This is a genomic window from Erythrobacter sp., from assembly GCF_040217515.1.
Lineage (GTDB): Bacteria > Pseudomonadota > Alphaproteobacteria > Sphingomonadales > Sphingomonadaceae > Erythrobacter.
The window spans coordinates 224,614-249,310 of record NZ_JAVJPT010000004.1; the positions used below are offsets into that span (position 1 = coordinate 224,614).

The 24,697-nt window shown below is 66.8% G+C and carries 32 protein-coding genes; 13 read left to right on the plus strand and 19 right to left on the minus strand.

From position 1 onward, the window contains the following. Positions 1 to 190: 190 nt before the first annotated feature. On the plus strand, positions 191 to 724 hold the full coding sequence (locus RIB52_RS05055; RefSeq protein ID WP_350173565.1) for a hypothetical protein: 534 nt from the start codon (positions 191 to 193) through the stop codon (positions 722 to 724). Continuing rightward, the gene (locus RIB52_RS05060; protein ID WP_350173567.1) at positions 721 to 1,410 is read left to right on the plus strand and encodes a Crp/Fnr family transcriptional regulator; all 690 of its coding nucleotides are present in this window, start codon (positions 721 to 723) and stop codon (positions 1,408 to 1,410) included. Before RIB52_RS05055 ends, RIB52_RS05060 begins: the two co-directional genes overlap by 4 nt. A gap of 69 nt (positions 1,411 to 1,479) precedes the next feature. Here RIB52_RS05060 and RIB52_RS05065 read toward each other — a convergent pair whose 3' ends face one another. The 17 genes from RIB52_RS05065 to coxB all read right to left on the minus strand — a co-directional run bounded on the left by RIB52_RS05065 (position 1,480) and on the right by coxB (position 13,856). Beyond that, on the minus strand, positions 1,480 to 1,902 hold the full coding sequence (locus RIB52_RS05065) for a hypothetical protein (protein WP_350173569.1): 423 nt from the start codon (positions 1,900 to 1,902) through the stop codon (positions 1,480 to 1,482). Positions 1,903 to 1,963: 61 nt separating this feature from the next. Beyond that, a complete protein-coding gene (locus tag RIB52_RS05070; protein ID WP_350173571.1) occupies positions 1,964 to 2,482 on the minus strand; it encodes a molybdenum cofactor biosynthesis protein MoaE in 519 nt (172 codons plus the stop codon). A 6-nt stretch (positions 2,483 to 2,488) separates the two neighbouring features. Then, positions 2,489 to 2,758 (minus strand): MoaD/ThiS family protein, encoded by a 270-nt coding sequence (locus RIB52_RS05075; protein ID WP_350173573.1) that lies wholly within the window; start codon positions 2,756 to 2,758, stop codon positions 2,489 to 2,491. Position 2,759: 1 nt separating this feature from the next. Further along, on the minus strand, positions 2,760 to 3,830 hold the full coding sequence (gene moaA / locus RIB52_RS05080; RefSeq protein ID WP_350173575.1) for a GTP 3',8-cyclase MoaA: 1,071 nt from the start codon (positions 3,828 to 3,830) through the stop codon (positions 2,760 to 2,762). After that, complete coding sequence (locus RIB52_RS05085; protein WP_350173577.1) at positions 3,827 to 4,153, minus strand: Rossmann fold domain-containing protein; 327 nt, start codon at positions 4,151 to 4,153, stop codon at positions 3,827 to 3,829. Before RIB52_RS05085 ends, moaA begins: the two co-directional genes overlap by 4 nt. Positions 4,154 to 4,156: 3 nt before the next feature. Next, complete coding sequence (locus RIB52_RS05090; RefSeq protein WP_350173579.1) at positions 4,157 to 4,540, minus strand: dihydroneopterin aldolase; 384 nt, start codon at positions 4,538 to 4,540, stop codon at positions 4,157 to 4,159. Beyond that, complete coding sequence (locus tag RIB52_RS05095; protein ID WP_350173580.1) at positions 4,537 to 4,956, minus strand: hypothetical protein; 420 nt, start codon at positions 4,954 to 4,956, stop codon at positions 4,537 to 4,539. The genes RIB52_RS05090 and RIB52_RS05095 overlap by 4 nt, the downstream gene beginning before the upstream one ends. Next, positions 4,953 to 5,867, minus strand: a complete 915-nt coding sequence (locus RIB52_RS05100; protein ID WP_350173582.1) for an RsmD family RNA methyltransferase — start codon at positions 5,865 to 5,867, stop codon at positions 4,953 to 4,955. Before RIB52_RS05100 ends, RIB52_RS05095 begins: the two co-directional genes overlap by 4 nt. Next, positions 5,867 to 7,288, minus strand: coding sequence for a threonine synthase (gene thrC, locus RIB52_RS05105; RefSeq protein ID WP_350173584.1), 1,422 nt, complete (start codon positions 7,286 to 7,288; stop codon positions 5,867 to 5,869). Before thrC ends, RIB52_RS05100 begins: the two co-directional genes overlap by 1 nt. Positions 7,289 to 7,440: 152 nt before the next feature. Beyond that, entirely contained in the window at positions 7,441 to 8,022 is a 582-nt protein-coding gene (locus RIB52_RS05110) for an SURF1 family cytochrome oxidase biogenesis protein (RefSeq protein ID WP_350173586.1), read from the minus strand. Then, a complete protein-coding gene (locus RIB52_RS05115; RefSeq protein WP_350173588.1) occupies positions 8,019 to 8,408 on the minus strand; it encodes a DUF983 domain-containing protein in 390 nt (129 codons plus the stop codon). The genes RIB52_RS05110 and RIB52_RS05115 overlap by 4 nt, the downstream gene beginning before the upstream one ends. After that, a complete protein-coding gene (locus RIB52_RS05120) occupies positions 8,408 to 9,238 on the minus strand; it encodes a cytochrome c oxidase subunit 3 (protein ID WP_350173590.1) in 831 nt (276 codons plus the stop codon). The genes RIB52_RS05115 and RIB52_RS05120 overlap by 1 nt, the downstream gene beginning before the upstream one ends. A 39-nt stretch (positions 9,239 to 9,277) precedes the next feature. Beyond that, on the minus strand, positions 9,278 to 9,880 hold the full coding sequence (locus RIB52_RS05125; RefSeq protein WP_350173592.1) for a cytochrome c oxidase assembly protein: 603 nt from the start codon (positions 9,878 to 9,880) through the stop codon (positions 9,278 to 9,280). 1 nt (position 9,881) lies between these two features. After that, positions 9,882 to 10,007: a cytochrome c oxidase system small membrane protein gene (locus RIB52_RS05130; protein ID WP_350173594.1), complete on the minus strand. Its 126-nt coding sequence runs from the start codon at positions 10,005 to 10,007 to the stop codon at positions 9,882 to 9,884. After that, positions 10,004 to 10,945, minus strand: a complete 942-nt coding sequence (locus RIB52_RS05135) for a heme o synthase (protein WP_350173596.1) — start codon at positions 10,943 to 10,945, stop codon at positions 10,004 to 10,006. Before RIB52_RS05135 ends, RIB52_RS05130 begins: the two co-directional genes overlap by 4 nt. 93 nt (positions 10,946 to 11,038) lie before the next feature. Beyond that, the gene (ctaD, locus tag RIB52_RS05140) at positions 11,039 to 12,757 is read right to left on the minus strand and encodes a cytochrome c oxidase subunit I (RefSeq protein ID WP_350173598.1); all 1,719 of its coding nucleotides are present in this window, start codon (positions 12,755 to 12,757) and stop codon (positions 11,039 to 11,041) included. Between the two features lie 49 nt (positions 12,758 to 12,806). Next, the gene (coxB, locus tag RIB52_RS05145) at positions 12,807 to 13,856 is read right to left on the minus strand and encodes a cytochrome c oxidase subunit II (protein WP_350173599.1); all 1,050 of its coding nucleotides are present in this window, start codon (positions 13,854 to 13,856) and stop codon (positions 12,807 to 12,809) included. 283 nt (positions 13,857 to 14,139) lie between these two features. On the opposite strand from coxB, the gene pyrE reads away from it, so the two are divergent. From pyrE to RIB52_RS05190, 9 genes are all read left to right on the plus strand, one after another. Then, the gene (pyrE, locus tag RIB52_RS05150) at positions 14,140 to 14,718 is read left to right on the plus strand and encodes an orotate phosphoribosyltransferase (protein WP_350173881.1); all 579 of its coding nucleotides are present in this window, start codon (positions 14,140 to 14,142) and stop codon (positions 14,716 to 14,718) included. 25 nt (positions 14,719 to 14,743) lie between these two features. Continuing rightward, entirely contained in the window at positions 14,744 to 15,499 is a 756-nt protein-coding gene (locus RIB52_RS05155) for a pyridoxine 5'-phosphate synthase (RefSeq protein ID WP_350173601.1), read from the plus strand. 13 nt (positions 15,500 to 15,512) lie between these two features. Beyond that, positions 15,513 to 15,800 carry a pyridoxal phosphate biosynthetic protein gene (locus RIB52_RS05160; RefSeq protein WP_350173603.1) on the plus strand — a complete coding sequence of 96 codons (288 nt, stop codon included), beginning with the start codon at positions 15,513 to 15,515 and terminating at the stop codon, positions 15,798 to 15,800. Positions 15,801 to 15,870: 70 nt separating this feature from the next. Further along, positions 15,871 to 16,287: a holo-ACP synthase gene (gene acpS / locus RIB52_RS05165; protein ID WP_350173605.1), complete on the plus strand. Its 417-nt coding sequence runs from the start codon at positions 15,871 to 15,873 to the stop codon at positions 16,285 to 16,287. Positions 16,288 to 16,399: 112 nt separating this feature from the next. Next, positions 16,400 to 17,323: a signal peptidase I gene (gene lepB / locus RIB52_RS05170; protein WP_350173883.1), complete on the plus strand. Its 924-nt coding sequence runs from the start codon at positions 16,400 to 16,402 to the stop codon at positions 17,321 to 17,323. A gap of 38 nt (positions 17,324 to 17,361) precedes the next feature. Further along, the gene (locus RIB52_RS05175) at positions 17,362 to 18,612 is read left to right on the plus strand and encodes a DUF3089 domain-containing protein (RefSeq protein ID WP_350173607.1); all 1,251 of its coding nucleotides are present in this window, start codon (positions 17,362 to 17,364) and stop codon (positions 18,610 to 18,612) included. Further along, entirely contained in the window at positions 18,609 to 19,079 is a 471-nt protein-coding gene (ruvX, locus tag RIB52_RS05180) for a Holliday junction resolvase RuvX (RefSeq protein ID WP_350173885.1), read from the plus strand. The genes RIB52_RS05175 and ruvX overlap by 4 nt, the downstream gene beginning before the upstream one ends. A gap of 57 nt (positions 19,080 to 19,136) precedes the next feature. After that, positions 19,137 to 19,631, plus strand: coding sequence for a PaaI family thioesterase (locus RIB52_RS05185; protein ID WP_350173609.1), 495 nt, complete (start codon positions 19,137 to 19,139; stop codon positions 19,629 to 19,631). Beyond that, positions 19,624 to 20,022, plus strand: coding sequence for a PaaI family thioesterase (locus RIB52_RS05190; protein ID WP_350173611.1), 399 nt, complete (start codon positions 19,624 to 19,626; stop codon positions 20,020 to 20,022). The genes RIB52_RS05185 and RIB52_RS05190 overlap by 8 nt, the downstream gene beginning before the upstream one ends. On the opposite strand, the gene RIB52_RS05195 is transcribed toward RIB52_RS05190, so the two are convergent. Both RIB52_RS05195 and cobS read right to left on the minus strand, forming a co-directional pair. Then, the gene (locus RIB52_RS05195; protein WP_350173613.1) at positions 20,019 to 22,208 is read right to left on the minus strand and encodes a transglycosylase domain-containing protein; all 2,190 of its coding nucleotides are present in this window, start codon (positions 22,206 to 22,208) and stop codon (positions 20,019 to 20,021) included. The genes RIB52_RS05190 and RIB52_RS05195 overlap by 4 nt on opposite strands. Before the next feature lie 92 nt (positions 22,209 to 22,300). After that, positions 22,301 to 23,305 carry a cobaltochelatase subunit CobS gene (gene cobS / locus RIB52_RS05200; RefSeq protein ID WP_350173615.1) on the minus strand — a complete coding sequence of 335 codons (1,005 nt, stop codon included), beginning with the start codon at positions 23,303 to 23,305 and terminating at the stop codon, positions 22,301 to 22,303. A gap of 126 nt (positions 23,306 to 23,431) precedes the next feature. Between cobS and RIB52_RS05205 the strand changes: the two genes are divergently transcribed. Together RIB52_RS05205 and RIB52_RS05210 are read left to right on the plus strand one after the other, a co-directional pair. Next, positions 23,432 to 24,265 (plus strand): oxygenase MpaB family protein, encoded by an 834-nt coding sequence (locus RIB52_RS05205; protein ID WP_350173617.1) that lies wholly within the window; start codon positions 23,432 to 23,434, stop codon positions 24,263 to 24,265. A 48-nt stretch (positions 24,266 to 24,313) separates the two neighbouring features. Continuing rightward, positions 24,314 to 24,694, plus strand: coding sequence for a DUF1428 domain-containing protein (locus tag RIB52_RS05210; RefSeq protein WP_350173619.1), 381 nt, complete (start codon positions 24,314 to 24,316; stop codon positions 24,692 to 24,694). Positions 24,695 to 24,697 lie beyond the last annotated feature (3 nt).

Sequence of the window (24,697 nt, forward strand, 5' to 3'; positions counted from 1 at the left end):
TTCGACGGTCGAAAGCCTCGCGCCGACCGAGCGGCAGTGGGCGCTGCGACGATGCAGCGCCGGAAAGAAGCGTGCCGTTAGGCGAAAGGGCTCGCCAAGTCAACGCTGCGCCCTGCATAAAATGCGAGGCATGTTGCGCGTCTTGCGGCTTTGCGCGGCCGAAGTGTCATGTTAACGAGACACTTGCAATATGACACTTTCCCCGCCCCTTCTTGCAGCCCCCCTCGCGGCCCTGCTGTTGTCGGCCTGCGCCGGCGGGAGCGGCGACTATCCTTCCCTCGCGATCCGCGATGTCGAGCGGCAATATGGCCGCTTCGTGCCGAGCGAGGGCACGCCGCCGCCGACCACCGCGCCCGCTCCGCCGCCCGCACCGGTCGCCCCGGTCGCCGATCCGCAGCGAATCGCGGCGCTGGTTGCCGCTGCCGACGCGTCTTTCGGAACATTCGCCGCGCGCGAGGACCGGGTCTCCGCGCTCGTTGCCGCGGCGGCCGGGCGCGCCATCGATAGCGATGCGCGCGCCGAAGCGCTCATCGCCCTTTCCGACCTGTCCGCCCTGCGCAGCGCAACCGCAATGCCGCTGGGCGATCTCGACTTGCTTGCGGCCGAGGCCGCCACCACTTTCGCACCGACGGCCGATATCGACCAAGCCCGCACGCGCGTGCTGACGCTGGTCGAACGCCAGGACGCGGTGCTGGCCGAACTCTGGGCGGAGATGGATCCATGAACCTGCAATGCACAACCTGCCCCGTTCGGGAAACCGCGGCCTGTGCAGTGCTCTCCCCCGAGGAACGCGACGCCATGGCTGCCGCCGGACGCATGCGCACCCTGAAACGCGGCGAAATGCTGTTCGCCGCGGGTGACGAAGACGCGGCCTGCGCGACTCTCGTAACGGGTGCGCTCAAGGTTTCGGCGATCGATGCCGACGGCAATGAACAGATCCTCGCCCTCGTCCACCCGTCCGGCTTCATCGGCGAATTGTTCGCCCCTTTCGCGCATCACGACGTCGTCGCGCTGACCGAAAGCAGCCTGTGCACCTTTGCGCGCGGCGATTTCGAGCGGGCGATCGACGATCACCCCGCGCTCGCCCGCGCCTTGCTGCGGCGCAGCCAGGAAGACCTGCTCGCCACCCGTGCCCTGCTCGAGCTTACCGGCCATGCCAGCGCCGAGGCGCGGCTTGCCGCGCTGCTGCACGATTTCGCCGCCGCCGCCAGCCAGTCCTCGTGCCATCTCGCGGGCGAATTCGACCTGCCGCTGACGCGCGGGGAAATCGCCAACATGCTCGGCCTGACGATCGAGACGGTCAGCCGCAAGCTCGGCGAACTGGAGGATACCGGGGCGATCATTCGCAAGGGCAAGCGCGGGATCGAAGTGCTCGACCCCGCGCTGCTGCATGAAATTTCGGGGCGCTAGGGGGAGAGGTCTGGCGCCCCTCGGCGGCAAGCTTTTCGCTCCCGGCCGAAACTTGTGGACACGCCCGCCTCAGGACACGAGCGCCGCGATGGTCGCCGCAGTGACACCCCAGACCAGCACCAGCACCGGCAAAAGCAGGACCTGCACCGCCGCATCGCGCGGCGCGAGCTTGCCGGTGTGGGTCATGATGCCGAAGCTTTCGAACTGGCCCAGCGTCAGCGGCCTGCTGTCATTGCCCCGCATCCGGGTCCAGATCGCGGGAACACCGAACCCGGCGAGAATGAACAGCGCGAAAATCGTCATCGGGATCGCCAGCGCCGGATTGGCGAATGCCAGCGCGGTCACGCCGATAAAGCCAAGATAGCACGCCACCGTGCCGCCATAGAGCGCGGCCGGAAGACCGAAACTGCGATCGCGCGCGGGCGCTTCGACCGGTGCATCGACGATCCGCGCGTCGCCGCGGGCAAGGATGTCCTGAACCTGTTTGCTCATCATCTCTCTCCTTCGATGGGAGAGAAATTACCGCGTCCCGGCCAGGCTTCGTTGATCGGGATCAAACCGGCGAATTTTTCAGCGCGCCGCCGATTTCTTGACCGGCCCCGCTCTGCCAGCGGGCAAGATCGGCATGGTCCTGATCGCGCGGTTCGATCCAGCGCCATTCGCTTTGCCCGTTCGTGCCGACGCGCCTTTCGCGCTTCCAGAACCATGCCGCGCTCTTGAGGTGGTCCATGCAGAAATCGACCGCCGCGATCGCGTCGCGGCGGTGGCGCGCGGCGGCGGCGACGCAGACGATTTCCTGCCCCGGCAGCATCACGCCGATGCCATGGATCATGCCCAGCGAAAGCAGGTCGAAGCGCCTTTCGGCTTCACGCGCGAGATCCTGCATCCCGGGGAGGGTAAGCGGTTCGTAGTGGATCAGCTCGAGCGCTTCGACGCCGTCGTCCCCGCGAACGCAGCCGATGAAGCTGGCGAGCCCGCCCATCGGCCCCGCCTCGCGCGCAATGCGTCTGACGAAGCCGCTCGTGTCGAGATCGCCGGCCCCCAGCTGCACGTCGATGAAGCGGGCAGGCACGATCGATCAGCCGCCCGAAACCGGCGGCAGCAGCGCGACCTCGTCCCCGGCCTTCGCGGCAAGCGCGGTCTTGTCGCCGAGGACCTTGCCCGCGCAGGCGACATGGACCCGCTCGGCGGAGATTGCCCGCGCAAGCTCGGGTTCGAGCGCCAAGAGCAGGCCCGACCAGTCGAGCGGGGCGGAGACGATGCGGCGGTCGGTCCCGGCCAGCTCGGCCAGCGGGCCGAGAAAGACGAGCTCCACGCTACCGCCCTCGCTGTCGGGTTCAGCCCCCATGTCAGCCGCCGGTGAGCGACATGTGGCGCGGCAGGTGCGGTTTCGCCCCGCGCTCGTCCATGCGGAAATGATGCTTTTCGGGCTTTATCGCCATCGCGCGCTCCAGCGCGGCGGCAAGCTCTTCCTCGGGCCGCGCGGAGCGGAGCGCGGCGCGCAGGTCGACCCGCTCCGCCCCGCCGAGGCAGGGATAGAGCTGGCCCGTCGCGGTCACGCGCAACCGGTTGCAGCCCGAACAGAAATTGCCGGTATGCGGCGTGATGAGGCCAAGCCTGCCGCCCGTCTCGGCGATATCGACATAGCGCGCCGGGCCGCCGGTCGCGTGGTCGCTTTCGGTCAGCGTCCAGCGCTCCTCCAGCCGGGCGCGAACATCGGACAGGGGCAGATACTGGTCGAGCCGCTCCTCCTCGACATCGCCCAGCGGCATGACCTCGATCAGGGTGACATCGTGGCCTTGCGCGTGCCCCCAGGCAATGAGATCGGGCAATTCGTCCTCGTTCACGCCTTTCAGCGCGACCGCATTGAGCTTGACGCGCAGCCCCGCCGCGCGCGCGGCGGCGATGCCTTCGAGCACCTGCGGCAGCGCGTCGCGCCGGGTGAGCGCTTCGAACCGCGCGCGGTCGAGCGTGTCGAGCGAGACGTTGACCCGTCGCACCCCGGCCCTTGCCAGCCCTTCGGCGTGCGCTGCGAGCTGTGTTGCATTGGTGGTCAGCGTGAGTTCCGATAGCCCGTGTCCGAGCCGCCGCCCCAGCATGTCGAACAGGTGCATGATATCGCGCCGCACCAGCGGCTCGCCCCCGGTGATGCGAATTTTGGTCACGCCGCGCTCGATGAAGCCGCAGGCGAGTTCGTAGAGCTCCTCCAGCCCGAGGACCTCGCGCTTGGGCAGGAAGGTCATGCGCTCGGGCATGCAATAGGTGCATCTGAGGTCGCAGCGATCCGTGACCGAGAGGCGCAGATAGGTGATCGCGCGACGAAAACCGTCGACCAGCGGGCGCGGCTCGTCATTGACCGCGATGACGTCGCGCCGCCGCGTTAGGTGGTCGATGGTGGTATCGGGCCGCTGTTCGCTCATGAAAGCGGGATATACTGCCCCGTGATGCCCGGCGCATCTGCCAAATATGCGAGCGCCTCTTCGCGCGCCTTGCCCGGCGCCCCGCCGACGACGTTCACGCGTTTCGGCGATGCGGCGCGGGCGAGGTCCCGGGCGAGCGCGCGCCGCCAGTCGTCGTGGTCGGTCCCGGCTGCGGGCATCACGATGGCGAGTGCGTCCGCCCCCTCGCCCTCTCCTTCACCCGCCAGCATGCGCCGGGCCCTGTCGAGATGCTGGGCGTGGAACGCTGCGCTCGCCGCGAGCGGCTTTCCGGGCAGCGCCTCGACCGTGAGGACGACCTGCAACGCCTAGCCCTCGCCCCGCGGGCGTTCGCGATGCAGCGTCATGCCGATGCTCTCCCCCGCCTCGGCGATGGCGAGCTTGACGATTCGGACCGTCACCGCCTCTACCCGGTCATCCTGCACGAACAGCGTCTCGCAGATATGGTCGGCCACCGCCTCGATCAGCTTGAAATGCACGCCCTTGGGCAGCCCTTCGGAGGCAGCGAATTTCAGGTCCATGTAATTCTTGCTGGCATCGAGCGGCGTGTCGGGATCGTAGCGCTCGGCGGGCCGGTAGCGCGCCTGGACGGTGATGCGCAGCGGCTGCGGCTTGCCGGTTTCCTCGGAATAGATACCCGTGAGGACATCCACTTCGAGATCGGCGACTTCGAGGGTAAGCGAATCGGTCATCGTATTCCTTGGGCGCGGGTCGGGGTCCACAGCGCGCTGAGGCGGCGGCGATACAGCCAGAAGAGGACAAGGAACAGGGCCATCCAGAACGATCCGAACGGCCAGTTCCCCGTGAGGACGAGATGATGGAAGAAGATCACCACCACGAACGGACCGAGCAGGACAAGCCCGAGCGGCGCGGTGCGATCGAACAGCGTGGCAAGTCCGCCCGCGAAGAAGCCGGCATACATGAGCTCGCCCATGAATCCGCTTTCGCGCAGGGCCGCCATGAAGGCCGCGGCGCGCTCGTTTCCGTCGCTCGGCAGGTCGATCGGCAGGCCGAAGCGCGCGGCAAGGAAGAGCGCGCCGAAGACGAGGAACCATCCCCCGAGGACCCAGCGCAGTGCGCGGGTGATCCATTTGCCGAGCGTCTTCATTCGCCATTGCTCCAGCGCGCGAAGATTGCGGTCGGCAGGCGGCGCCGGGGCCCGTCTCCGGCGGGTTCCTCCAGCACGGCAAGGTCGCCGTGCTCGATCGTGCCGGGCAGGTGGGCGAGCGCTTCCTCCATCAGCCCGGCCAATGCGAGGCTGCTCATGCGCACGGCATAGACGGTGAGGAACAGGAAACGGCTGTTTTGATCGAGCAGCTTCGCGCAATCGCGCACGAGGCCGGGCAGGCCTTCCTCGAGCCGCCATGTCTCGTTCTTCGGCCCGCGCCCGAATTTCGGCGGGTCGAGGATGATGCCGTCATAGCGTCGCCCCCGGCGAACCTCGCGCGCGGTGAACTTGGCCGCGTCATCGACCAGCCAGCGGATGGGCTTGTTTTCCATGCCGGACAGCGCGGCGTTCTCGCGCGCCTGCGCGACCGATTTCTTCGATGCGTCCACGTGGGTCACGCGGCCATGGCGCGACAAAGCGAGCGTGCCGAGCCCGGTATAGCCGAACAGGTTGAGCGTCTCGGCCTTTTCCATCCCTGCAAGGCATCCGCGCATCCAGTCCCACACCACCGCCATGTCGGGGAAGAACTGCAGGTGGCGAAAGGGCGTCGGGCGGGCGGTGAAGCGGACCTCGTTCCAGCCAAGCTCCCAGCCCCCCTCGGGAAGGTCGGCGGCGAAATCCCAGCGCCCGCCGCCGTCCTCGTCCGAGCCGGGGACGAATTCGCCCGCCGCGCGCCAATCGGTCCCGGTCTCGCCGGTAAGCCGCGGCTGCCACAGCGCCTGCGGCTCGGGGCGAATGAAGGCGTGGGGGCCGAAGGCTTCGAGCTTGCGCCCGGCCCCGCTGTCGATCAGGCGGTAAGCGTCCCAGCCATGGCATTCCATCACCAGCGGTTCTCTCGCGAGCCGCGCCATCAGCCCGTCGCCGGGTCAGCCAGCGCGCGGGAAAGCACGAAATCGCGGGATGCCTCGTAATCGCCGGGAAGCTCGGTGAAGCTTTCCTCGCGCGCGAACAGGTCGCCGACTCGCCCGGGCAGGCTCGGGCGCACGCCGATCGCACGCTCGACCGCCTCGGGGAACTTCGCCGGATGCGCGGTGGCGAGCGTGACCAGCGGCGTGCCCGGTTCCACCGCTTCCTCGAGGCTGCAGGAAAGGCTGGCATGCAGGCCGACGGCGGTGTGCGGGTCGATCACCTGCCCGGCATGGCGCCACGCCCATTGCAACGCGCGCGCGGTCTCGTCCTGGTCGGCACGGCGGGAGACAAAGAGCGCGGCCGCTCCCTCCCGCTGCGCATTGGTGAGCTGCATGGCCCGCGCACGCTCGAAGCCGCGCATCTGCTCGGCCATGGCGACACCGTCGCGCCCGCCGCAATCGAACAGCAGGCGTTCGAAATTGGAGCTGACCTGGATATCCATCGAAGGCGTATGGGTGCGCGTCACCTCGCCGGCGCTGTAGTCCCCGCTGGTGAGCGCGCGGTGGAGGATGTCGTTGACATTGGTGGCGACGATCAGCCGCTCGACCGGCAAGCCCATTTTCTGCGCGACGTAGCCCGCAAAGATATCGCCGAAATTGCCGGTCGGGACCGAATAGGCAACCGCCCGGTCGGGCGCGCCCAGCTGCAGCGCGCTGGCGAAATAATAGACCACCTGCGCCATCAGCCGCGCCCAGTTGATCGAATTGACCGCGCCGAGCGACAGCGGCCCGTTGATCGCTTCATCGGCGAACATGCGCTTCACATGCGCCTGCGCGTCGTCGAAGCTGCCGTCTATGGCGAGATTGTGGACATTGGGCGCGCGCACCGTCGTCATCTGGCGGCGCTGGACATCGCTCACCCGGCCTTGCGGATGGAGCATGAAAATCTCGACCCTGTCGAGCCCCGCCACCGCCCGGATCGCCGCCGAACCGGTATCACCGCTGGTCGCCCCGACAATGGTGAGCCGCTCGCCCCGGCGATCGAGAAAGGTTTCGAAAAACCGTCCGAGCAATTGCAGCGCCACGTCCTTGAACGCGAGCGTGGGACCGTGAAACAGTTCTAGCAGCCAGTTCTGCGCATCGAGCTGGACCAGCGGCGTGACGGCGGCATGGCCGAATTCGCCATAGGCCTCGTGGCAGATCGCGCGCAGCTGCTCGCCCGAAAGCGCGGGCTCGACGAAGGGCTGCATCACTCGCGCGGCGAGATCGGCATAGGAAAGCCCGCGCAGGCTGCGGATTTCCTCGGCCGAGAAATGCGGCCATTCGCGCGGCAGGTAAAGGCCTCCGTCGGCGGCGAGCCCCGCCAGCGTCACGCCTTCGAAATCGAGCGTCGGCGCGCTACCCCGTGTCGATATGTATTCCATGCCGCTTTGCGGTTAGCGCCCCGTACGCCGTGCGGCAATGCCGCGAATGCGCAGGCGTTTCGTTTCGGTCTTCGCCAGGCGGTCATGGGACATTCGCATCATTCTGTCTCGCGCAAGCATGCGCGTCATTCTCTCTCGCGCAAGCGTGCGCGTCATTCTCTCTCGCGCAAGCGTGCGCGAAGGGCAAAGCCGTAGATGACAAGCGCGGTCAGCGCGAAGAAGAACCACTGCCCGGCATAGGCGAGGTGGTTGTTCGGCAGGTCGGACGGGTCGGGCTTTGCCGACTGGGCGAGTCCCGCGAGCGCCGGGTCTGCAACCACCTTCGGGCCCGGTCCCATTATGCCGGTCACGGCACCGCCGGCCCACTGCGGGGCATCCGGCTCGATCGAGAATCCAAGCGCGACTTCGACCGTGCCCGCACCCGGGATAGTGCATTCGGCGACATGGACCCAACCCTTTGCACCCCGCGCATTCGCGCCAGCCGTGCTGCGGATTCCCTCGACCGAATCGCACATGAAGCTCACGCGGCGATAGAGATAGTCGTCTTGCCAATCGCTTTCGGGACCCTCGGCACGCAGCGGAACAGGTTCGGCATCATCGGCAATATCGGAATAGCGCGCGATCAGCGCCGCCTTCTCGTCCATCCGTCCCAGCTGCCAGATGCCGAGACCGATCATGGTCGCGACCGCTGCGAGGACGAGGATCGTCGGCAGGACGGGAAGACGGCGGATCATCGCTGGGACGGCTCCTGCACGCGGGCGATCTGGTATTGGCGATAGAGCAGAGCGGTCCGGTAGAAGCGCAGGGCGAATATCACGCCCCCCACGGTCAGCGGCGCCCATACCAGCGCCGAGAGCCACAGCGGCGGCCTCAGCACCGCATCCACGCCGAGCGCGAGCGCGATCAGCACCGCCGCCAGCACCATCGTAAAGAGCCCGGCGAGCCGCCCGCCCCGCTCCAGCGCGCCGAGATCGAGCCCGCACGCCTCGCAGGTCAGCGCGATCCGCGCGGGCGCTTCGAATAGGGTGCGCTCCCCGCAGCGGGGGCACAAACCGAAAAGGGCAGCCCGGCCAAGGCCCGGCTGCCCCTTTTGCGCATCAGGGCCGGGGCCCTCATGCATCAGTGATATTCGGCGCCCCAGCCGCCCCAGACATAGACGGTGATGAACAGGAACAGCCACACCACGTCGACGAAGTGCCAGTACCACGCCGCCGCTTCGAAGCCGAAATGCTGGCGCGGGGTGAAGTGGCCGAGATAGGCGCGGTAGAGGCACACGGCGAGGAAGATCGTGCCGACCAGCACGTGGAAGCCGTGAAAGCCCGTCGCCATGTAGAAGGCGCTCGAATAGGTGTTCCCGCCGAAGCTGAACGGCGCGACCGAATATTCATAGGCCTGGATGAAGCTGAACAGCACGCCCAGCGCGATCGTCGCCCACAGCCCCTGCTTGAGACCCTGCCTGTCGCCATGGATCAGCGAATGGTGTGCCCAGGTGACCGTGGTGCCCGAACACAGCAGGATCAGCGTGTTGAGCAGCGGCAGGCTGAACGGATCGAGCACTTCCTCGATCGCCTTGGGCGGCCACACGCCGCCGATGACCTCGGTCAGGGTCGAGGGGAAAAGCGAGAAATCGAACCACGCCCAGAACCAGCCGACGAAGAACATGACTTCGGACGCGATGAACAGGATCATGCCGTAGCGCATGTGCAGCTGAACCACGGGCGTATGGTCACCGCGCTGGGCTTCGACGACGATGTTCTTGAACCACATGAAAAAGGTCGCGATCAGGCCCGCAAGCCCCGCCCACATAACGATGGCTGCCATGTTGCCGAACAGGTCGGGATACCAGCTCAGCACCATCCCCGTGGTGAAGGCCAAGGCCGACATCGAGCCGACGAAAGGCCAGATGTCCGGTTCGAGGATGTGATAGTCGTGGTTTACATTGCCTGCCATTGTTCTCGTTCCCGTCCCTTAGGAATCAGCTTGCGATCGTCAGCGCGCGAGCCCGCTGGTTACGGGCTCGGTTGCGCGGTGAAAAGTGTAGCTCAGCGTGATCTGCTCGACATCGGCCATGAACTCGTCGTCCTGGATCGCGGGGTCGACATAGAACAGCACCGGCATGTGAACTTCCTGGCCCGGCTGCAGCGTCTGCTCGGTGAAACAGAAGCACTGCACCTTCTGGAAATAGAGGCCCGCCTGCGCGGGTTCGACATTGAACGTCGCCGTGCCGGTGATCGGCGCATCGGAATTGTTGATTGCGGTATAGGTTGCGATGTCGCGTTCGCCGATACGGACGGTCTCGGTCACCTGGTCGGGCTTGAACGTCCAGGGCATCCCGCTCGCGGTGGAGGCATCGAACCGGACGGAGATGGTGCGGTTGACCCCGGCGGCTGCCGCGCGCGCGGCATCGTCCTCGCTGGCGACCTGCGTCGTCCCGGCAAAGCCGGTCACGCGGCAGAACAGGTCGTAGAGCGGCACCGCCGCATAGCCGAGGCCGAGCATGAACAGCGCGAAGAGCATCGCGTAAAGCCCCGTGCGCAGGTTGCGGCGCGAGGTTTCCTCGGCGCGGTGGACCGGGTGTGCGGATGCACTCATCTCAGTCTCCCATCCTCACGACGGTGATCGCGTAGAACAGCACCGCGAAGAACAGCAGCGTGCCCCCGACCACCAGGTTACGGCTCTTGCGACGACGCTTGAATTCTTTTTCCTCCTCCGGCGTCATGCAAGCATTCCAGGCCCGATCAGGCCGTTCGCAAACAGCACGCGATCCGCGACCAGCGCGGCGAAGAGCGCGAACAGATAATAGATCGAGAACTTGAAGAGCACCTTTTCCTCGCGCATCGGATCCTCGCCGCGCCGTTCGCGCAGGCCGACCGGGACCGCGAGCCGGGTGAAGAGCGCGGACAGGACCACCGCGACCGAGCCGTAGACCCAGCTGGTCCCGCCGATTACCCAAGGCGCGATGGCAATGGGCGCAAGGACCAGGGTGTAGACGAGGACGTGCTGGCGCGTCGTCTTCTCGCCCGCAACCACGGGCAGCATCGGGATACCGACCTTGGCATAGTCCGACTTCACGAACAGGGCGAGAGCCCAGAAATGCGGCGGGGTCCAGAAAAAGATGATCGCGAACAGAAGCACCGGCATGGCGGTGATCTCGCCCGTCACCGCGACCCAGCCGATCAGCGGAGGAAACGCGCCCGCACCGCCGCCGATGACGATGTTCTGCGGCGTGCGGGGCTTCAGCCACATCGTGTAGACGACCGCGTAATAGACGATCGCGATCGCGAGCGTGGCCGCGGCGAGCCAGCCGATGGCGACACCCATCAGCACGACCGAGATGGCGGACAGGAACACGCCGAAATCGCGCGCGTCCTCGCGCCGCATCCGGCCCGAGGGCAGCGGCCGCTTGGCCGTGCGCTTCATGCCCCTGTCGAGGTCGGCTTCCCACCAGTGGTTGAGCGCCGCCGATCCGCCCGCGCCCATCGAGATCGCCAGGATCGCGGTGAAACCCAGCACCGGGTGGATCGTCCCGGGTGCAGCCAGCAGGCCGCAGATCGCGGTGAAGATAACCAGCGTCATCACGCGCGGCTTGGTCAGCGTGAGGAAGTCACGCCATTCGGCCGGCATCTTAGCCGTGATCGGGTTTGCTGCGTTCTGCATCGTCGTGTTCTCTATTCGAAGGAAGGCGCACCCACCGGCGCGCCCTCCCCCATGTTTCCCTTTCGAAACAGCCCCGCAGGGAGGCCTCTCGCGTCAGGCATTCGCCGGCGTTTCGCCCAGCGGACGGTGATCGTGGTAATTGTGGTGGTCCTCGATCACCGGCAGCGTCTCGAACTGGTGGAACGGCGGCGGGCTCGACAACGTCCATTCGAGCGTCGTCGCGCCTTCGCCCCACGGATTGCCTGCGGCCCTACGCCCGGCGGCGAGCGAGTAGGCGATATTCACGAAGAAGAAGATCATCGAGAACGCCATGATGTAATAGCCGTAGGTGCTCACCTGGTGCCACAGCGTGAAGGCCTCGGTGTAGTCGGGATAGCGCCGCGGCATCCCCTGCATCCCCAGGAAGTGCTGCGGGAAGAAGATCACGTTCACGCCGATGAAGAAGAACCAGAAGTGAAGGTGCGAAAGAAGCTCGGAGTGCATCCGCCCGCTCATCTTCGGGAACCAGTAGTAGAAGCCGGCGAACATCGAGAACACCGCGCCCATCGACAGCACATAGTGGAAGTGCGCGACGACGTAATAGGTGTCGTGCAGGTTGTCGTCGATCCCGCCGTTCGCCAGCACGACGCCGGTGACGCCGCCTACGGTGAACAGGAAGATGAAGCCGAGCGCCCAGACGAGCGGCGACTTGAACTCGAGGCTGCCGCCCCACATCGTCGCCACCCAGCTGAAGATCTTCACGCCGGTCGGAACCGCGATCACCATCGTGGCGGCGGTGAAATACATCTTCGTGTTCACGTCGAGGCCGACGGTGTACATGTGGTGCGCCCACACGATGAAGCCGACGACGCCGATCGCGACCATGGCGTAGGCCATGCCGAGATAGCCGAAGACCGGCTTGCGGCTGAAGGTCGCGACGATCTGCGAGATCATGCCGAAGCCCGGCAGGATCATGATGTAGACTTCCGGGTGACCGAAGAACCAGAACAGGTGCTGGTAGAGCACCGGATCGCCGCCGCCCGCCGGATCGAAGAAGGTCGTGCCGAAATTGCGGTCGGTCAGCAGCATGGTGATCGCTGCGGCCAGAACCGGCAGCGCCAGCAGCAGCAGGAAGGCCGTGACCAGCACCGACCACACGAACAGCGGCATCTTGTGGAGCGTCATGCCCGGCGCGCGCATGTTAAAGATGGTGGTGATGAAATTCGTTGCGCCGAGGATCGAGCCCGCGCCCGCAAGGTGGAGTGAGAAGATCGCGAAATCGACCGCGGGGCCCGGCGAACCGGTGGTCGAAAGCGGCGCATAGACCGTCCAGCCCACGCCCGCACCATTGCCCGCACCGCCCGGCACGAACATCGAGAAAAGCAGCGAGAAGAAGCCCGCCACCGTCAGCCAGAACGATACGTTGTTCATGCGCGGGAAGGCCATGTCGGGCGCGCCGATCATCAGCGGCACGAACCAGTTGCCGAAGCCCCCGATCATCGCCGGCATCACCATGAAGAACACCATGATCAGGCCGTGCGCCGTGATGAACACGTTCCACATGTGCAGCGCGGTGTTGAGATCCGCGCTGCCGCCCATGAACCCGGCCCACCAGGTGAGGTACTGGATCCCCGGCTCGGCCAGCTCGAGGCGCATGATGCCCGAAATCGCAGCGCCGATGATCCCCGCGATGATCGCGAAGATCAGGTAGAGCGTCCCGATATCCTTGTGGTTGGTCGACATGAACCAGCGGGAAAAGAAACCCGGCTTGTGATCCGCGTGATCCGCGTGATCTTCCTGGTGGATGTCGAAGCCTTCAGCGGTGGTGGCCATCGTTTCGGTCTCTCAGGTTTCGTAGCTAATCAATCGGTTCAGGCGAGGCTCAGTCGGCGAGCGCGACTTCGGTCACGTCCTCGACCGGCAATTCTTCCCCGTCGGGCGCTTCCACAGCCGCGCCTTCACCGGGCATCGTGCCGCCCTGCGAGCGGACCCATGCTGCAAATTCCTCGGGCGGAAGGGCCTCGATCGCGATCGGCATGTACGCATGGCGCGTGCCGCACAATTCGCTGCACTGGCCGTAATAGACACCCGGCTCGTCGATAGTGAGCAGCTTTTCGTTGAGGCGGCCCGGGACCGCGTCCTGCTTGAACCAGAGCGAGGGGATAGCGAAGGAGTGGATCACGTCCGCGCCGATCGTCTGGATACGCAGCGGCACGCCGGCGGGCACGACCATGCGGTTGTCGACCGCAAGCTGCGGCGGCTCGCCGTTCCGAACCGCATCGGCATCGGAGAGCATGTTCGAGATCACCTCGATCTCGCCATGGTCGGGATAGGAATAGCCCCAATACCACTGATAGCCGGTCGCCTTGATCGTGACCGCGTCCTCGGGCGGGGTCTCGTATTGGCGGGCGAGCAGAGTGAGCGAAGGCACCGCGATCACCACCAGGATCGCGGCGGGAACGATCGTCCAGACCACCTCGATCCAGGTGTTGTGCGTGGTGCGCGAAGGCTCCGGATTGGCGCGGCGGCTGTAGCGTACGACGACGTAGAGCAGCAGCGCGAGCACGAAGAGCGAGATCGCGGTGATGACCGGCAGCAGGAACCAGTTGTGCATCCACAGCGCATATTCGCCGTCCTTCGAATACTGGTCCTGGAAGGTCAGCGACTTCGCGATCGCACCCGGCTCGCCGCTGTTCGGGTCGGTCGGCATGCCCTTGTTCTTGGTCGGCGCCATCGGGGTATAGGCCCCCTCGGCCTGCGGCGGGACGGTCTCGCTCGCCACCACTTCGCCCTCGGCCGCGCTGACGGGCGGCTCGCCGAAGGCTTCGCCGCTGCCGGGCGCTGCATCCTGCGCGAGCACGGCCTGCGGGGCGAGGAGCACCGCGAAGGCGGCGAACAGCGACAGGGTAGCAAGTTTTATACGGGCGTTCATATGACCCATCATCATGTGCCTAAGTCGTTTCCAGATCTGATCCCATGCTGTCCCACCACCGACCCTGCGAAAGGGTGCGGGGAACAACGAAGCGCCGACACCTTTGCCAGCCTTGCGGGGTCCCTTAGCCGCGCTTGCCCGCGCCCTCAAGCGCTACTAGGGAGATTTTTATGCAAGCTTCCATGCCGCGCGCGCAAGCCCGCGCAATTCCTGGGGTTTCGAGGCGCCCCGCCCGCTCCTATCGACAGGCTTTTGCGACATGAACACACCCCCAGGCAGCGCCATGACCGAGGACGAAGTGCTCAAGGAATTCCGTGAGAGCGGCGCGCTGCTCGAAGGCCATTTCAGGCTCTCCTCGGGCAAGCATAGCGGCCATTACCTGCAATGCGCCCGCGTGCTGATGAACCCGGCCCGCGCTGCCCGTCTCGCCGAGGCGGTGGTCGCCGGGATCCCGGGCGATGTGGTGGAGGCGGTGGATGTGGTCGTCTCGCCCGCCATGGGCGGCATCATCATCGGCCACGAGGTCGGCCGGGCGCTGGGCAGGGACGCGCTGTTCCTCGAACGACCCGAGGGCACATTTCACCTGCGCCGCGGCTTCGCGCTCGAACCCGGCGCGAAAGTGCTCATGGTCGAGGACGTGGTGACGACGGGCCTGTCGAGCCGCGAGGCGATCGCCGCAGTCGCGCGCGAGGGCGGCGAGGTGATCGCCGAATGCGCGCTGATCGACCGGTCGTGCGGCGCTGTCGATCTCGGCGTGCCTTTCTATCCCCTCGCCGCCTTCGATTTCCCGACTTACGCGCCCGAGGACATCCCCCCCGACCTTGCCGCCGTAGCTGTGACCAAGCCGGGTAGCCGGAAATAAGCCCTTCCCCTAAGAGGCGCGCGCAATGCCCAGGACACTCCACCCCAACCCGCTCCGGCTCGGCGTGAATATCGATCACGTCGCAACGATCCGCAATGCGCGCGGCGGCGACCATCCCGACCCGGTGCGCGCCGCAGAAATCGTCGCACGCGTGGGCGGGGACGGCATCACCGCCCATCTGCGCGAAGATCGCCGCCACATCCGCGACGAAGACTTGCGCCGCATCCAGGACGCGACCGACCTGCCCTTGAACCTCGAAATGGCGGCGACCCGCGAAATGCTGGAAATCGCGCTGCGCCACAAACCGCACGCCGCCTGCATCGTGCCGGAAAAGCGCGAGGAACGCACCACCGAAGGCGGGCTCGATGCGGCGGGGCTCGACAACCAGCTCGTGCCCATCGTCGACGAATTGAAGGGTGCCGGCATCCGCGTCTCGTTGTTCATCGAACCGGCCGAACGGCAATTGGACGCCGCGCTGCGCCTCGGCGCGCCGGTGGTCGAATTCCACACCGGTGAATACGCCCACGCGATTCTCGACGGTGATTCGACACGCGTTGCGGCGGAGCTGAAGCGCATTTCGGACATGGCCGCGCTCGCCGCGAAGAACGGGATCGAGCCGCATGCGGGGCACGGCCTCACCTTCGACAATGTCACCCCGATCGCCGCGATCCCCCAGATCGCCGAGCTCAATATCGGGCATTACCTGATCGGCGAAGCGGTCTTCATCGGGCTCGAAGAGGCGATCCGACGGATGCGCGAGCTTATGGACACCGCGCGATGAAGGGGCCGCACTAGTGGCGGGCGAAGCGCCCGAGCTCACCGCCGAACAGAAGCGCTGGGCCTTCTTCGGCTCGACCCTGTTCCTCACCGCCGTCGGCTTTCTCGGCTATGCCGTGGCGGAAGGGGTCATGCTCGCATTCGCCATCGGCTGGGTGGTCCTGCAGGTTTTCGGCTATGCCGGATCGCTTTCGCGCGCGAAGGGCGATTTCGCCCATCCCCTGTTCAAGAGCCAGGTGATGATCCATTTCGTCGTCCTCGGCCTGCTGGTCGCGCTGGTCCTCAGGGGGCCGCCGGGGAGTTAGTTGATGAAATACGCGCGGGGGCACGCTCCCCGCGATTTCGCGCGTAGGGTTCACGAAAGGCATCTCCAACATGATCATCGGTCTCGGTTCGGACCTGTGCAACATCGATCGCATCGCGGGCTCGCTCGAACGCTTCGGCGAACGCTTCGAGCAGCGCGTCTTCACCGAAACCGAGCGCGCCAAGGCCCGCCGCCGCCCCTTCACCATCGCGGGAACCTATGCCAAGCGGTTCGCCGCCAAGGAGGCGTTTTCCAAGGCCGTGGGCACGGGCTTCAGGCGCGGCGTGTTCATGAAGGATATCGGCGTCGTGAACGCTCCCTCGGGCGCACCGACCCTCGCGCTGGCGGGCGGCGCGGCAAAGCGGCTTGAAGAATTGACGCCCCACGGGCATGAGGCGCGCATTCACCTGACCCTGACCGACGATCATCCATGGGCCTATGCGCTGGTGCTGATCGAGGCCCTGCCGATCCCGACCGACCAGCCCTGACCTGCCATCCGAGACGCTCCTTGTGACCGACGACAAAGCCAAGCCCGCGACCGACACTTCCGCCAGCAGCGCGCCCGCTGGCGACACGGCAGGTGCGGATGCGCCGCCGCCCATGCAGACACGGGCCGGAAAGGACGGCGGAAAAGGCGGCGACGGGAAGGAGCCGGAAAAGGTCAACTGGTTCGCCGAGATCCGCGGCCTTGCCCTCATGCTGCTGGCGGTGCTCGCCTTCCACAGCCTCGTGGCAAAGCCGTTCTACATCCCTTCGGCCTCGATGATGCCGACCCTGTGGGTGGGCGACCGGCTGATCGTCAGCAAGTATCCCTATGGTTGGTCCTGGGCCTCGGCCAGTTTCCATCTCCTGCCGCGCGGCGACTGGCGCATCCTGCCCGAAACACCCGAATATGGCGACATCGTCATCCCGGTCCACCCGATCCGCAACGAGGATTACATCAAGCGCGTCGTGGCCCTGCCCGGCGACACGATCGAAGTGCGCGATGGCCGCATCAGCCTCAACGGCACGCCGGTGCGCCGCGAACAGGTCGCCTCGGTCCAGCTGCCCTTCGAGCCCGAGCTTTACTGCAACCGCATCGACGGGCTCGCCACGCCCTGTCTCGACGCCTTCGAGGATTACCGCGTGACCACCCCCGAAGGCGTGTTCTTCGAACCGCCGACCTTCCGCGAGACCCTGCCCAATGGCGCGACCTATCTGGTGATCGACCACGAAGAGGTGCTGTTCGACGATTTCGGCCCGCTCACCGTTCCGCAGGGCCATGTCTTCGTGATGGGCGACAATCGCGATCATTCCGCCGACAGCCGCGCGAGCATCGCGCAGAGCGGGCTCGGAGGGCCGGTCCCGCTCGAAAATATCGGCGGGCGCGCGGAATTCATCACCTTCAGCCTCGACGGGTCGACCTCCTGGAACCCGGCGAGCTGGTTCACCAGCCTGCGCGGCGACCGCGCCTGGACGACGCTGCGCCCGGCGATCGCGCAAGGCACCGCCGTCGGCAAGGCCGCGCAGCGGACGGCGGAGTAAGGCGGACGGCAGTCCGGCGCGCCTGAAAGGACAGGGCCATGGCCAAGAAATTCCTCTATCTTGTTGCGATCGTGATCGTTTTCGTGCTCGCAGGGGCGATCGCCCTCAACCTGTTTTCCGCCGAACTGACCCGCTTTGCGATGGTCCCGTCGAGCGAATTCTCCCCGCAGGAACCGCTCGAGGAGAACGCCTACGAGGACCCGGAATTGTGGTATTCGCGCCCCGGCATCGGTGTTACCGACCCGGCCCGCTGGCAGCCCGCCTATGCCCCCGAAACCGCCGTGCCCTCGGGCGTTGGGGAGGAGGCGAAGGCCCGCGTCCTGTCGACCGAGGCGCCGCCCTTCGCGCTCTTCTTCGTCCACCCGACGAGCTATCGCAGCACCGCCAACTGGAACGCACCGCTGGGGCAAAGCGACGACCCCGACGCGCGCGAGGCGGAGGAATTCGCCCGCATCTTCCTGCGCGGCCTCGCGAGCCCGTTCAACGCGGCGAGCGAGATCTGGGCCCCGCGCTATCGCCAGGCCACGATGGGTGCCTTCCTGACCGAGGGGCCGGAGGGCCGGCAGGCGCTCGATGCGGCCTATGCCGATGTGCGCGAGGCGTTTCGCTATTTCCTCGATTCGGTGGATGAGGACACGCCCATCGTGCTGGCCGGGCATTCCCAGGGCGCGCTCCACCTGATGCGCCTGCTGGCCGAGGAGGTGGAGGGGTCGCCCGCCTCCGAAAGGCTGGTCGCGGCCTATGTGATCGGCTGGCCGATCTCGGTGGAGCACGACCTGCCAGAGCTCGGCCTGCCGGCCTGCGCGACGGCAAACCAGACCGGCTGCGTGCTGTCATGGTCGAGCTTTGCCGAGCCCGCGGACCCTTCCGCCGTGCTGGAGACCTATGCCAATTCGACCGGGCTCGACGGCGAGATGCGCGGGTCAAGCGAGATCCTGTGCACCAATCCGCTCACCGGCCGGGTCGGCGGCTCCGCCCCGGCGAGCCGCAATCTCGGCACGCTGAGGCCCGACGAAAGCCTCGCCGACGGCGAATTGGTGCCGGGCGCCGTGCCGGCGACCTGCGAGGATCGCGGCCTCTTAATGATCGGCCCGCCGCCCGAGATGGGCGCGCTGGTGCTGCCGGGGAACAATTACCACGTCTACGATATCCCGCTGTTCTGGGCGAACACCAAGCGCGACGTGGTGCGGCGGGTGGAGGCCTTTGCCGGAGCGCCTGCGGGCGGGGATGCCAAGGGCGGCGGCGATGCAGGCGCCGAACGGGACCGGGCCGGGGACGCATCGAGCTGATTACCGAGCACGCCCCCGATTTCGCCGAAGCGCTGGCCGAGGGCGGCGCGCTGCTCGGGCTGGATCTCGGCACGAAAACGATCGGGACTGCGACGGCCGATGCGGGCTGGCGCTTCGCCACCAACGGCACGACGATAGCGCGCGGCAAATGGGGCCGCGACCGCGCGACTCTCGCCGCCCTCATCGCCCAGAGGGCCATCAAGGGCATCGTCATCGGCCTGCCGCGCAACATGGACGGCTCCGAAGGCCCGCGCGCGCAGGCGAGCCGCGCCTATGCGAGAAATTGCGCCGAGGCCTTCGCCTTGCCGGTGCTGCTGTGGGACGAACGCTGGTCCACCAAAAGCGCCGAGGCGGCGATGATCGGACAGGGCACCAGCCGAAAGAAGCGCGCGGCAAGCATCGACAGCCACGCCGCCGCGATCATCCTGCAGGGCGCAATCGACCGCCTGGCGGGCGGAGTGCTGTAAGGCCGCCTTCAAAAGGGGGATTGGATGCGCGCCCCGCCCGCCCTAGGGACATCGCTCATGAGCGAGCAGCCGAAATTCGACGCGCAGCAGGCGGGCAAGTACTTTTTCCGGGGCGGGCATACGGGCTGGCTGGGGCTCGAATATGTCGCGCACGGCGAAAACTGGGTGGAACTGAAATTGCCCTGGCGCGAGGACCTGATCGGCGAGCGCGACCGCCATGTCCTCGCCTCCGGCCCGATCGTCAGCCTTATGGACATGGCGAGCGGGATGTCGATCTGGCAGACGACGGGCGTGTTCACGCCGGTCGCCACGCTCGACCTGCGGGTCGATTACCAACGCCCCGCGCGCGAGAAGAGCGCGGTGTGGGGGCGGGTCGAATGCTATCGCACCACACGCTCGGCAGCCTTCGTGCGCGGCATCGCCCATGACGGCGAGGAAAACGATCCGGTGGCGCATATTGCGGGGGTTTTCATGCAGGTTTCCTACGATCCGGAAAAACGGCTCGAGGCGCAGGCCGAAAACGCCAAGACCGAAGGGCGCGACGATGACTGATCCCGGCACAGCCGAACTGACCGCCTATGCCCGCTCGCTCGGGATCGAGGTGGAAGGCGAGGAAGGCGGCCTGCCCGTGCTCGCGGTCGATTTCACCCGCAATGTCGAAGGGCGCCCCGGCCATTTCCACGGCGGGGCGACGGCGGGCCTGCTGGAGACGGCCGGCTATGCCGCCCTGCGTACCCGGCTGCTGGCCGAGGGGCGCGATCCGCAGTTGAAGCCGATCGGCATCACGGTGCAATATCTCTCCGCCGGCCGGTCCAAGCGCACCTTTGCCCTCGCCCGGATCGCGCGGCTGGGGCGGCGCAATGCGAATATCGCCGTGGAGGCGTGGCAGGACGACCGCTCCCGCCCGATCGCGAGCGCGGTGATGAACATCCTGATGGCCTAATTCGGCGGGTCCGCGCCGCCGGGCACGACTTCGAAGCCGTCCTCGCGCAGGCGGAATTCGAGCCGCTCGCCCTCGATCTCGGTGGTGACCGTGACCGCGCCTTCTTCGATCCTGAGCCGCGAGCCGTTGTCGTCGAGCGGGATTTCCGCGCCCTCGGGCACGTCGAAGGGCTGCACCGGACCTTCGGGATCGGGCGAAGCGGCGGGTTTCGGTGCCGGGGCGGGCGCGCCGAGGCGCAATGCGCCGCGCATGAAATCCTTCCAGATGCGCGCCGGCAGGCTGCCGCCGGTAATGCCGTCGAGCGGCGAATTGTCGTCATTGCCGACCCACACGCCGACCACCAGCCGCTCCTCGCCCTCGCCCGCATAGCCGACGAACAGCGCGTCGCGGTAATCCTGCGTCGTGCCGGTCTTGCCGTAATTGGCGACGGGCAGCATCGCCGCGCGCCCCGTCCCGCGATTGACGGCGGCGCGCAGCATCCGCTCGATCGCCTCGTGGTGGCGGCGCGAAAGGCTGTCCTCGCGCGTCGTCAGCCAGTCGAGCCAGCCGCGCTCCTCCCGCTCGAAGGCGCGCGGCGTGACCGGGAAGGCATTGCCCGCCACGCCCGCATAGGCGGCGGTGAGTTCGATCAGGGTCATGGTCGAGGTGCCGAGCGCGAGGCTCGGGTCGCCTTCGGGCAGGTCCGAGGCGACGCCGAGCGCGCGCGCCATGGCTATGACCCGTTCCGACCCGACCTCGTTCATCAACCGTACGGCGGCGACATTGCTCGACGTGGCGAGCGCGTGCTCGAGCGTGATCGTATCGGAATAGGTCCCCCCGGCATTTTCCGGGCGATAGGACCCGTCCTCGAACGGTGTGCCCGCAATGGTGTCTTCCGGCTCCCACCCTGCTTCGAGCGCGGCGAGATAGACGAACAGCTTGAAGGTCGATCCGGGCTGGCGGCGGGCCTGGGTTGCACGGTTGAAAGGCGAGGCACGGTAGTCCTTTCCCCCGACCATCGCGACCACCTCTCCCGTGGGCCGCATCGCCACCAGCGCGACCTGCGCCTCCCCCAAAGGCGCGCGCGCGACCACCCGGCCGGCGAGCGATTGCAGGCGCGCATCCAGCGTGGTGGCGAGCACCTGCCGCGAATAGCTTGCCTCCATCCCCTCGCGCGCGATCGGCAGCGCCCAGTCGGCGAAATAGGTGCCGGTGGGAAGGTCGTTCCGCGTACGCACGTCGAGCCGCGGCGCGGGCAATGCCTCGGCCTCGGCCGGGGTGAGATAGCCCTCCTCCACCATCGCGGCGACGACGAGGTCCATGCGCCGCTTCGCCCGCTCGTAATGCCGGGTCGGGGCATAGGCGGACGGGGCCTGCAACAGCCCGGCCAGCATCGCGGCCTGCTGCGGCAGGAGATTTTCGGGCTGGCGATAGAAATAATGCAGGCTCGCCGCGCGCAGCCCGTACTGGTTGTCACCGAAATAAGCGTTGGAAAGATAGCGTTCGAGGATTTCGTCCTTGGTCAGCCACGCCTCCAGCCACAGCGCGATGAGCGCCTCGCGCGCCTTGCGGGTGAGCGTCTGTTCGGGGGTGAGGAATGTGAACTTGGCAAGCTGCTGGGTGATGGTCGATCCTCCGCCCCGCCCGGTCCAGAGAGCGCGCGCGATGCCGCGCGGATCGATGCCCCAGTGGGAATGGAACCGCCGGTCCTCGATCGCCATGAAGGCCTGCGGGACATGCGGCGGCAGCTTGGCGATCTCGACCGGCGCATCGACCATCGCCCCCTGCCGCGCGATCGGCGTGCCGTCGCTGGCGAGCAGCGTGACCTGCGGCGCGGCGATCGGCTCGAGGCTTTTCGACAGCGGCGCGGTGACCGCGAGCCAGCCGATCAGTGCGATAACGGCAAGCGCCGCAGCAGCAAGCGCGCGCAGCGCCCACCACAGCCTGCCGCGCGCGCGCCAGTAATCGCGCTGCCATGGGCGCAGGCGGCGGCGTTCCTCGGCCTCCAGCGCGCCGTCGAGCCGGGCAAGGCGGTGATCCCAGTTCGCATAGTCGGGCGCGGGCACAGCGCGCGGTGGGGGCGGAGCGTCGTCATCGGCCGGCGGGAGCTGCGATTCGTAAAGCGGGAAGAAACCGGGTGCGTCCGCGCCTTCCTCCTCGCGCCCGTTCGCGCGCGCATTCTTGCGGAATCGCTCGAACAGGCCCATGCCCGGTGTATTAGCAGGCTAATACGGGCTGATACAAGCGGGATCGCCCGCATGCGGATGGGCGAGGCAGCCGGATCGGCGCGGCAGGCGCCTCAGCGCCCGACCGTCACCGTCCCCTTCGCCGCGCCTTCGGGCAGGTCCTCGCCGAAGACGCGCTGGTAATATTCGGAAACCAGCGTGCGTTCGGCCTCGTCGCATTTGTTAAGGAACGACAGGCGGAAGGCGAAGCCGACCGACTTGAAAATCGCCGCGTTCTGCGCCCAGGTCATTACGGTGCGCGGGCTCATCACGGTCGAGATGTCGCCGTTCATGAAGCCCTGCCGGGTGAGCTCGGCGACCTTGACCATGTCGGCGATGACCTTGTCGTCGGTATCGGGAGTCTTCGACTTGACGATGGCCTGCTCGGTATCGGCGGGCAGATAATTGAGCGCGACGACGATGTTCCAGCGGTCCATCTGCGCCTGGTTGATCGCCTGCGTGCCGTGATAAAGCCCGCTGGTGTCGCCGAGGCCGACCGTATTGGTGGTCGCGAACAGCCGGAACCACGGATTGGGCGTTATGACCCGGTTCTGGTCGAGCAGGGTCAGGCGGCCGTCGAATTCGAGGATGCGCTGGATCACGAACATCACGTCCGGGCGGCCCGCATCATATTCGTCGAACGTCAGCGCGACCGGGTGCTGCAGCGCCCAGGGCAGGATGCCTTCCTTGAATTCGGTCACCTGCAGCCCGTCCTTCAGCACGATCGCATCGCGCCCGACGAGGTCGATCCGGCTGATATGGGCATCGAGGTTCACGCGCACGCTCGGCCAGTTCAGCCTTGCTGCGACCTGTTCGATATGGGTCGACTTGCCGGTGCCGTGATAGCCCTGCACCATCACCCGCCGATTATGCGCAAAACCTGCGAGGATCGCGAGCGTCGTGTCGGGATCGAACACGTAATCCTCGTCGAGTTCGGGGACGTGTTCGTCATTGCCGCTAAAGGCGGGGACCTGCCAGTCGACATCGATGCCGAACGTTTCTTTCACGTCGACCGTGGTGTCGGGCTGGGATGGCATGGCGCTCTGGCCGGCGAATTCTTCTGAGGAATGGCTGTTCATCGCAAGAGCCCGGTTAGAGGGACGCAGGCAATGCTGCAAGTCGCGCGGGCCTGCTAATTTTGCAAGTGCGCGGCGCGGGCCGCGAAGATGCTCGCAAATCACGCCTGCAGGCATTACTTTGTGTCCATGTCGGACCCGCTCGAAACCCTGCGCCTGCGCCTTGTCGGGCAGGTGCGCGACCTCTTCAACGAGACCGGCCAGCAGCCGGTGCCGCCATCCGACGAGGCGCTGTTCGCGCGCGATACACCGATCCGCATGGTGCATGCCGATATCGTGGGCATGATGACGGGCGGGATCAGGGGCCTGTTGTTGCAGATGCTGCACCCGGCCGCGCTGCAGGGCGTGCTCGACCATTCCAATTTCCGCGCCGACATGCACGGTCGGCTGCGCCGCACCGCGCGCTTCATCGCCGTGACGACGTTCGGCCACCGCGACGAGGCGATGAAGGCGATCGAGCGGGTCAATCGCATCCACGCCCATGTCGGCGGGACGCTGCCCGGCGGCGAGCCCTATACCGCGACCGATCCGCGCACGCTGGCCTGGGTCCACGTGGTCGAGGCGCAGAGCTTCCTTGCCGGATATCTGCGCCATGTCCGGCCCGACATGCCCTTTGCGGAGCAGGACGAATATTACCGGCAATTCGCGATCATCGCGCGGGCGCTCGGCGCCGATCCCGTCCCCGAAAGCCGCCGCGAGGCCGAGGCGATTTTCCGCGAGCTGCGCGCCGACCTCAAGACCTCGCCGGAGGCGCGCGAGGTCGCCCAGCTGGTCCTCACCTCCAAGCCCGAGGGCACGCCGCAGGCGCTGCAGGCCGTCGTCGCGGCCGAGGCGGTGGCGATGGTGCCGGACTGGGCGCGCTCGATGCTGCGGATCCAGCGACCGGTGCTCACCGCGATTCCTGCGCGTGCGGCAACCTGGGGTGTCGGGCGCACGCTGCGCTGGGCCTTTCGCCAGACCTGACCGGGCGCGGCTTTCGTGCTATGCCGCGTCGCGGGACGGGAGGACAGCATGGCCTATATCGACGGATACGCCTTTACCGTGGACAGCGCGCGCAGGGCCGAATTCACCGCCTTTTGCGAAAGCGTCGACACGTGGTTCCTCGAAAACGGGGCGCTGCGCGTGGTCGAGACGTGGGGCGAGGAGGTGCCCCGCGGCAAGGCGACCGACTTCCACCGCGCGGTCGCCGCGCGCGAGGACGAGACGGTGTGCTTCAGCTGGATCGAATGGCCCGACAGGGCGACGCGCGATGCCGCGATGGAGCGCATGGGCGAAGCGGCGGGCAGCGACCCGAGGCTCGACCCGGAAGCGAACCCGCCGCCCTTCGACGGTGCGCGCATGATCTTCGGAAGCTTCACCCCGGTCTTCGACCGGACCGCGACGGGAACCTGACCA

Excerpts from the sequence above, each read along its gene's own strand:
- RIB52_RS05055 (WP_350173565.1), top strand. The coding sequence starts at position 191 with ATGACACTTTCCCCGCCCCTTCTTGCAGCCCCCCTCGCGGCCCTGCTG.
- RIB52_RS05060 (WP_350173567.1), top strand. The coding sequence starts at position 721 with ATGAACCTGCAATGCACAACCTGCCCCGTTCGGGAAACCGCGGCCTGT.
- RIB52_RS05065 (WP_350173569.1), bottom strand. The coding sequence starts at position 1,902 with ATGAGCAAACAGGTTCAGGACATCCTTGCCCGCGGCGACGCGCGGATC.
- RIB52_RS05075 (WP_350173573.1), bottom strand. The coding sequence starts at position 2,758 with ATGGGGGCTGAACCCGACAGCGAGGGCGGTAGCGTGGAGCTCGTCTTT.
- moaA (WP_350173575.1), bottom strand. The coding sequence starts at position 3,830 with ATGAGCGAACAGCGGCCCGATACCACCATCGACCACCTAACGCGGCGG.
- RIB52_RS05090 (WP_350173579.1), bottom strand. The coding sequence starts at position 4,540 with ATGACCGATTCGCTTACCCTCGAAGTCGCCGATCTCGAAGTGGATGTC.
- RIB52_RS05095 (WP_350173580.1), bottom strand. The coding sequence starts at position 4,956 with ATGAAGACGCTCGGCAAATGGATCACCCGCGCACTGCGCTGGGTCCTC.
- RIB52_RS05100 (WP_350173582.1), bottom strand. The coding sequence starts at position 5,867 with ATGGCGCGGCTCGCGAGAGAACCGCTGGTGATGGAATGCCATGGCTGG.
- thrC (WP_350173584.1), bottom strand. The coding sequence starts at position 7,288 with ATGGAATACATATCGACACGGGGTAGCGCGCCGACGCTCGATTTCGAA.
- RIB52_RS05110 (WP_350173586.1), bottom strand. The coding sequence starts at position 8,022 with ATGATCCGCCGTCTTCCCGTCCTGCCGACGATCCTCGTCCTCGCAGCG.
- RIB52_RS05115 (WP_350173588.1), bottom strand. The coding sequence starts at position 8,408 with ATGCATGAGGGCCCCGGCCCTGATGCGCAAAAGGGGCAGCCGGGCCTT.
- RIB52_RS05120 (WP_350173590.1), bottom strand. The coding sequence starts at position 9,238 with ATGGCAGGCAATGTAAACCACGACTATCACATCCTCGAACCGGACATC.
- RIB52_RS05125 (WP_350173592.1), bottom strand. The coding sequence starts at position 9,880 with ATGAGTGCATCCGCACACCCGGTCCACCGCGCCGAGGAAACCTCGCGC.
- RIB52_RS05130 (WP_350173594.1), bottom strand. The coding sequence starts at position 10,007 with ATGACGCCGGAGGAGGAAAAAGAATTCAAGCGTCGTCGCAAGAGCCGT.
- RIB52_RS05135 (WP_350173596.1), bottom strand. The coding sequence starts at position 10,945 with ATGCAGAACGCAGCAAACCCGATCACGGCTAAGATGCCGGCCGAATGG.
- ctaD (WP_350173598.1), bottom strand. The coding sequence starts at position 12,757 with ATGGCCACCACCGCTGAAGGCTTCGACATCCACCAGGAAGATCACGCG.
- coxB (WP_350173599.1), bottom strand. The coding sequence starts at position 13,856 with ATGAACGCCCGTATAAAACTTGCTACCCTGTCGCTGTTCGCCGCCTTC.
- pyrE (WP_350173881.1), top strand. The coding sequence starts at position 14,140 with ATGACCGAGGACGAAGTGCTCAAGGAATTCCGTGAGAGCGGCGCGCTG.
- RIB52_RS05155 (WP_350173601.1), top strand. The coding sequence starts at position 14,744 with ATGCCCAGGACACTCCACCCCAACCCGCTCCGGCTCGGCGTGAATATC.
- acpS (WP_350173605.1), top strand. The coding sequence starts at position 15,871 with ATGATCATCGGTCTCGGTTCGGACCTGTGCAACATCGATCGCATCGCG.
- lepB (WP_350173883.1), top strand. The coding sequence starts at position 16,400 with ATGCAGACACGGGCCGGAAAGGACGGCGGAAAAGGCGGCGACGGGAAG.
- RIB52_RS05175 (WP_350173607.1), top strand. The coding sequence starts at position 17,362 with ATGGCCAAGAAATTCCTCTATCTTGTTGCGATCGTGATCGTTTTCGTG.
- RIB52_RS05185 (WP_350173609.1), top strand. The coding sequence starts at position 19,137 with ATGAGCGAGCAGCCGAAATTCGACGCGCAGCAGGCGGGCAAGTACTTT.
- RIB52_RS05190 (WP_350173611.1), top strand. The coding sequence starts at position 19,624 with ATGACTGATCCCGGCACAGCCGAACTGACCGCCTATGCCCGCTCGCTC.
- RIB52_RS05195 (WP_350173613.1), bottom strand. The coding sequence starts at position 22,208 with ATGGGCCTGTTCGAGCGATTCCGCAAGAATGCGCGCGCGAACGGGCGC.
- cobS (WP_350173615.1), bottom strand. The coding sequence starts at position 23,305 with ATGAACAGCCATTCCTCAGAAGAATTCGCCGGCCAGAGCGCCATGCCA.
- RIB52_RS05205 (WP_350173617.1), top strand. The coding sequence starts at position 23,432 with ATGTCGGACCCGCTCGAAACCCTGCGCCTGCGCCTTGTCGGGCAGGTG.
- RIB52_RS05210 (WP_350173619.1), top strand. The coding sequence starts at position 24,314 with ATGGCCTATATCGACGGATACGCCTTTACCGTGGACAGCGCGCGCAGG.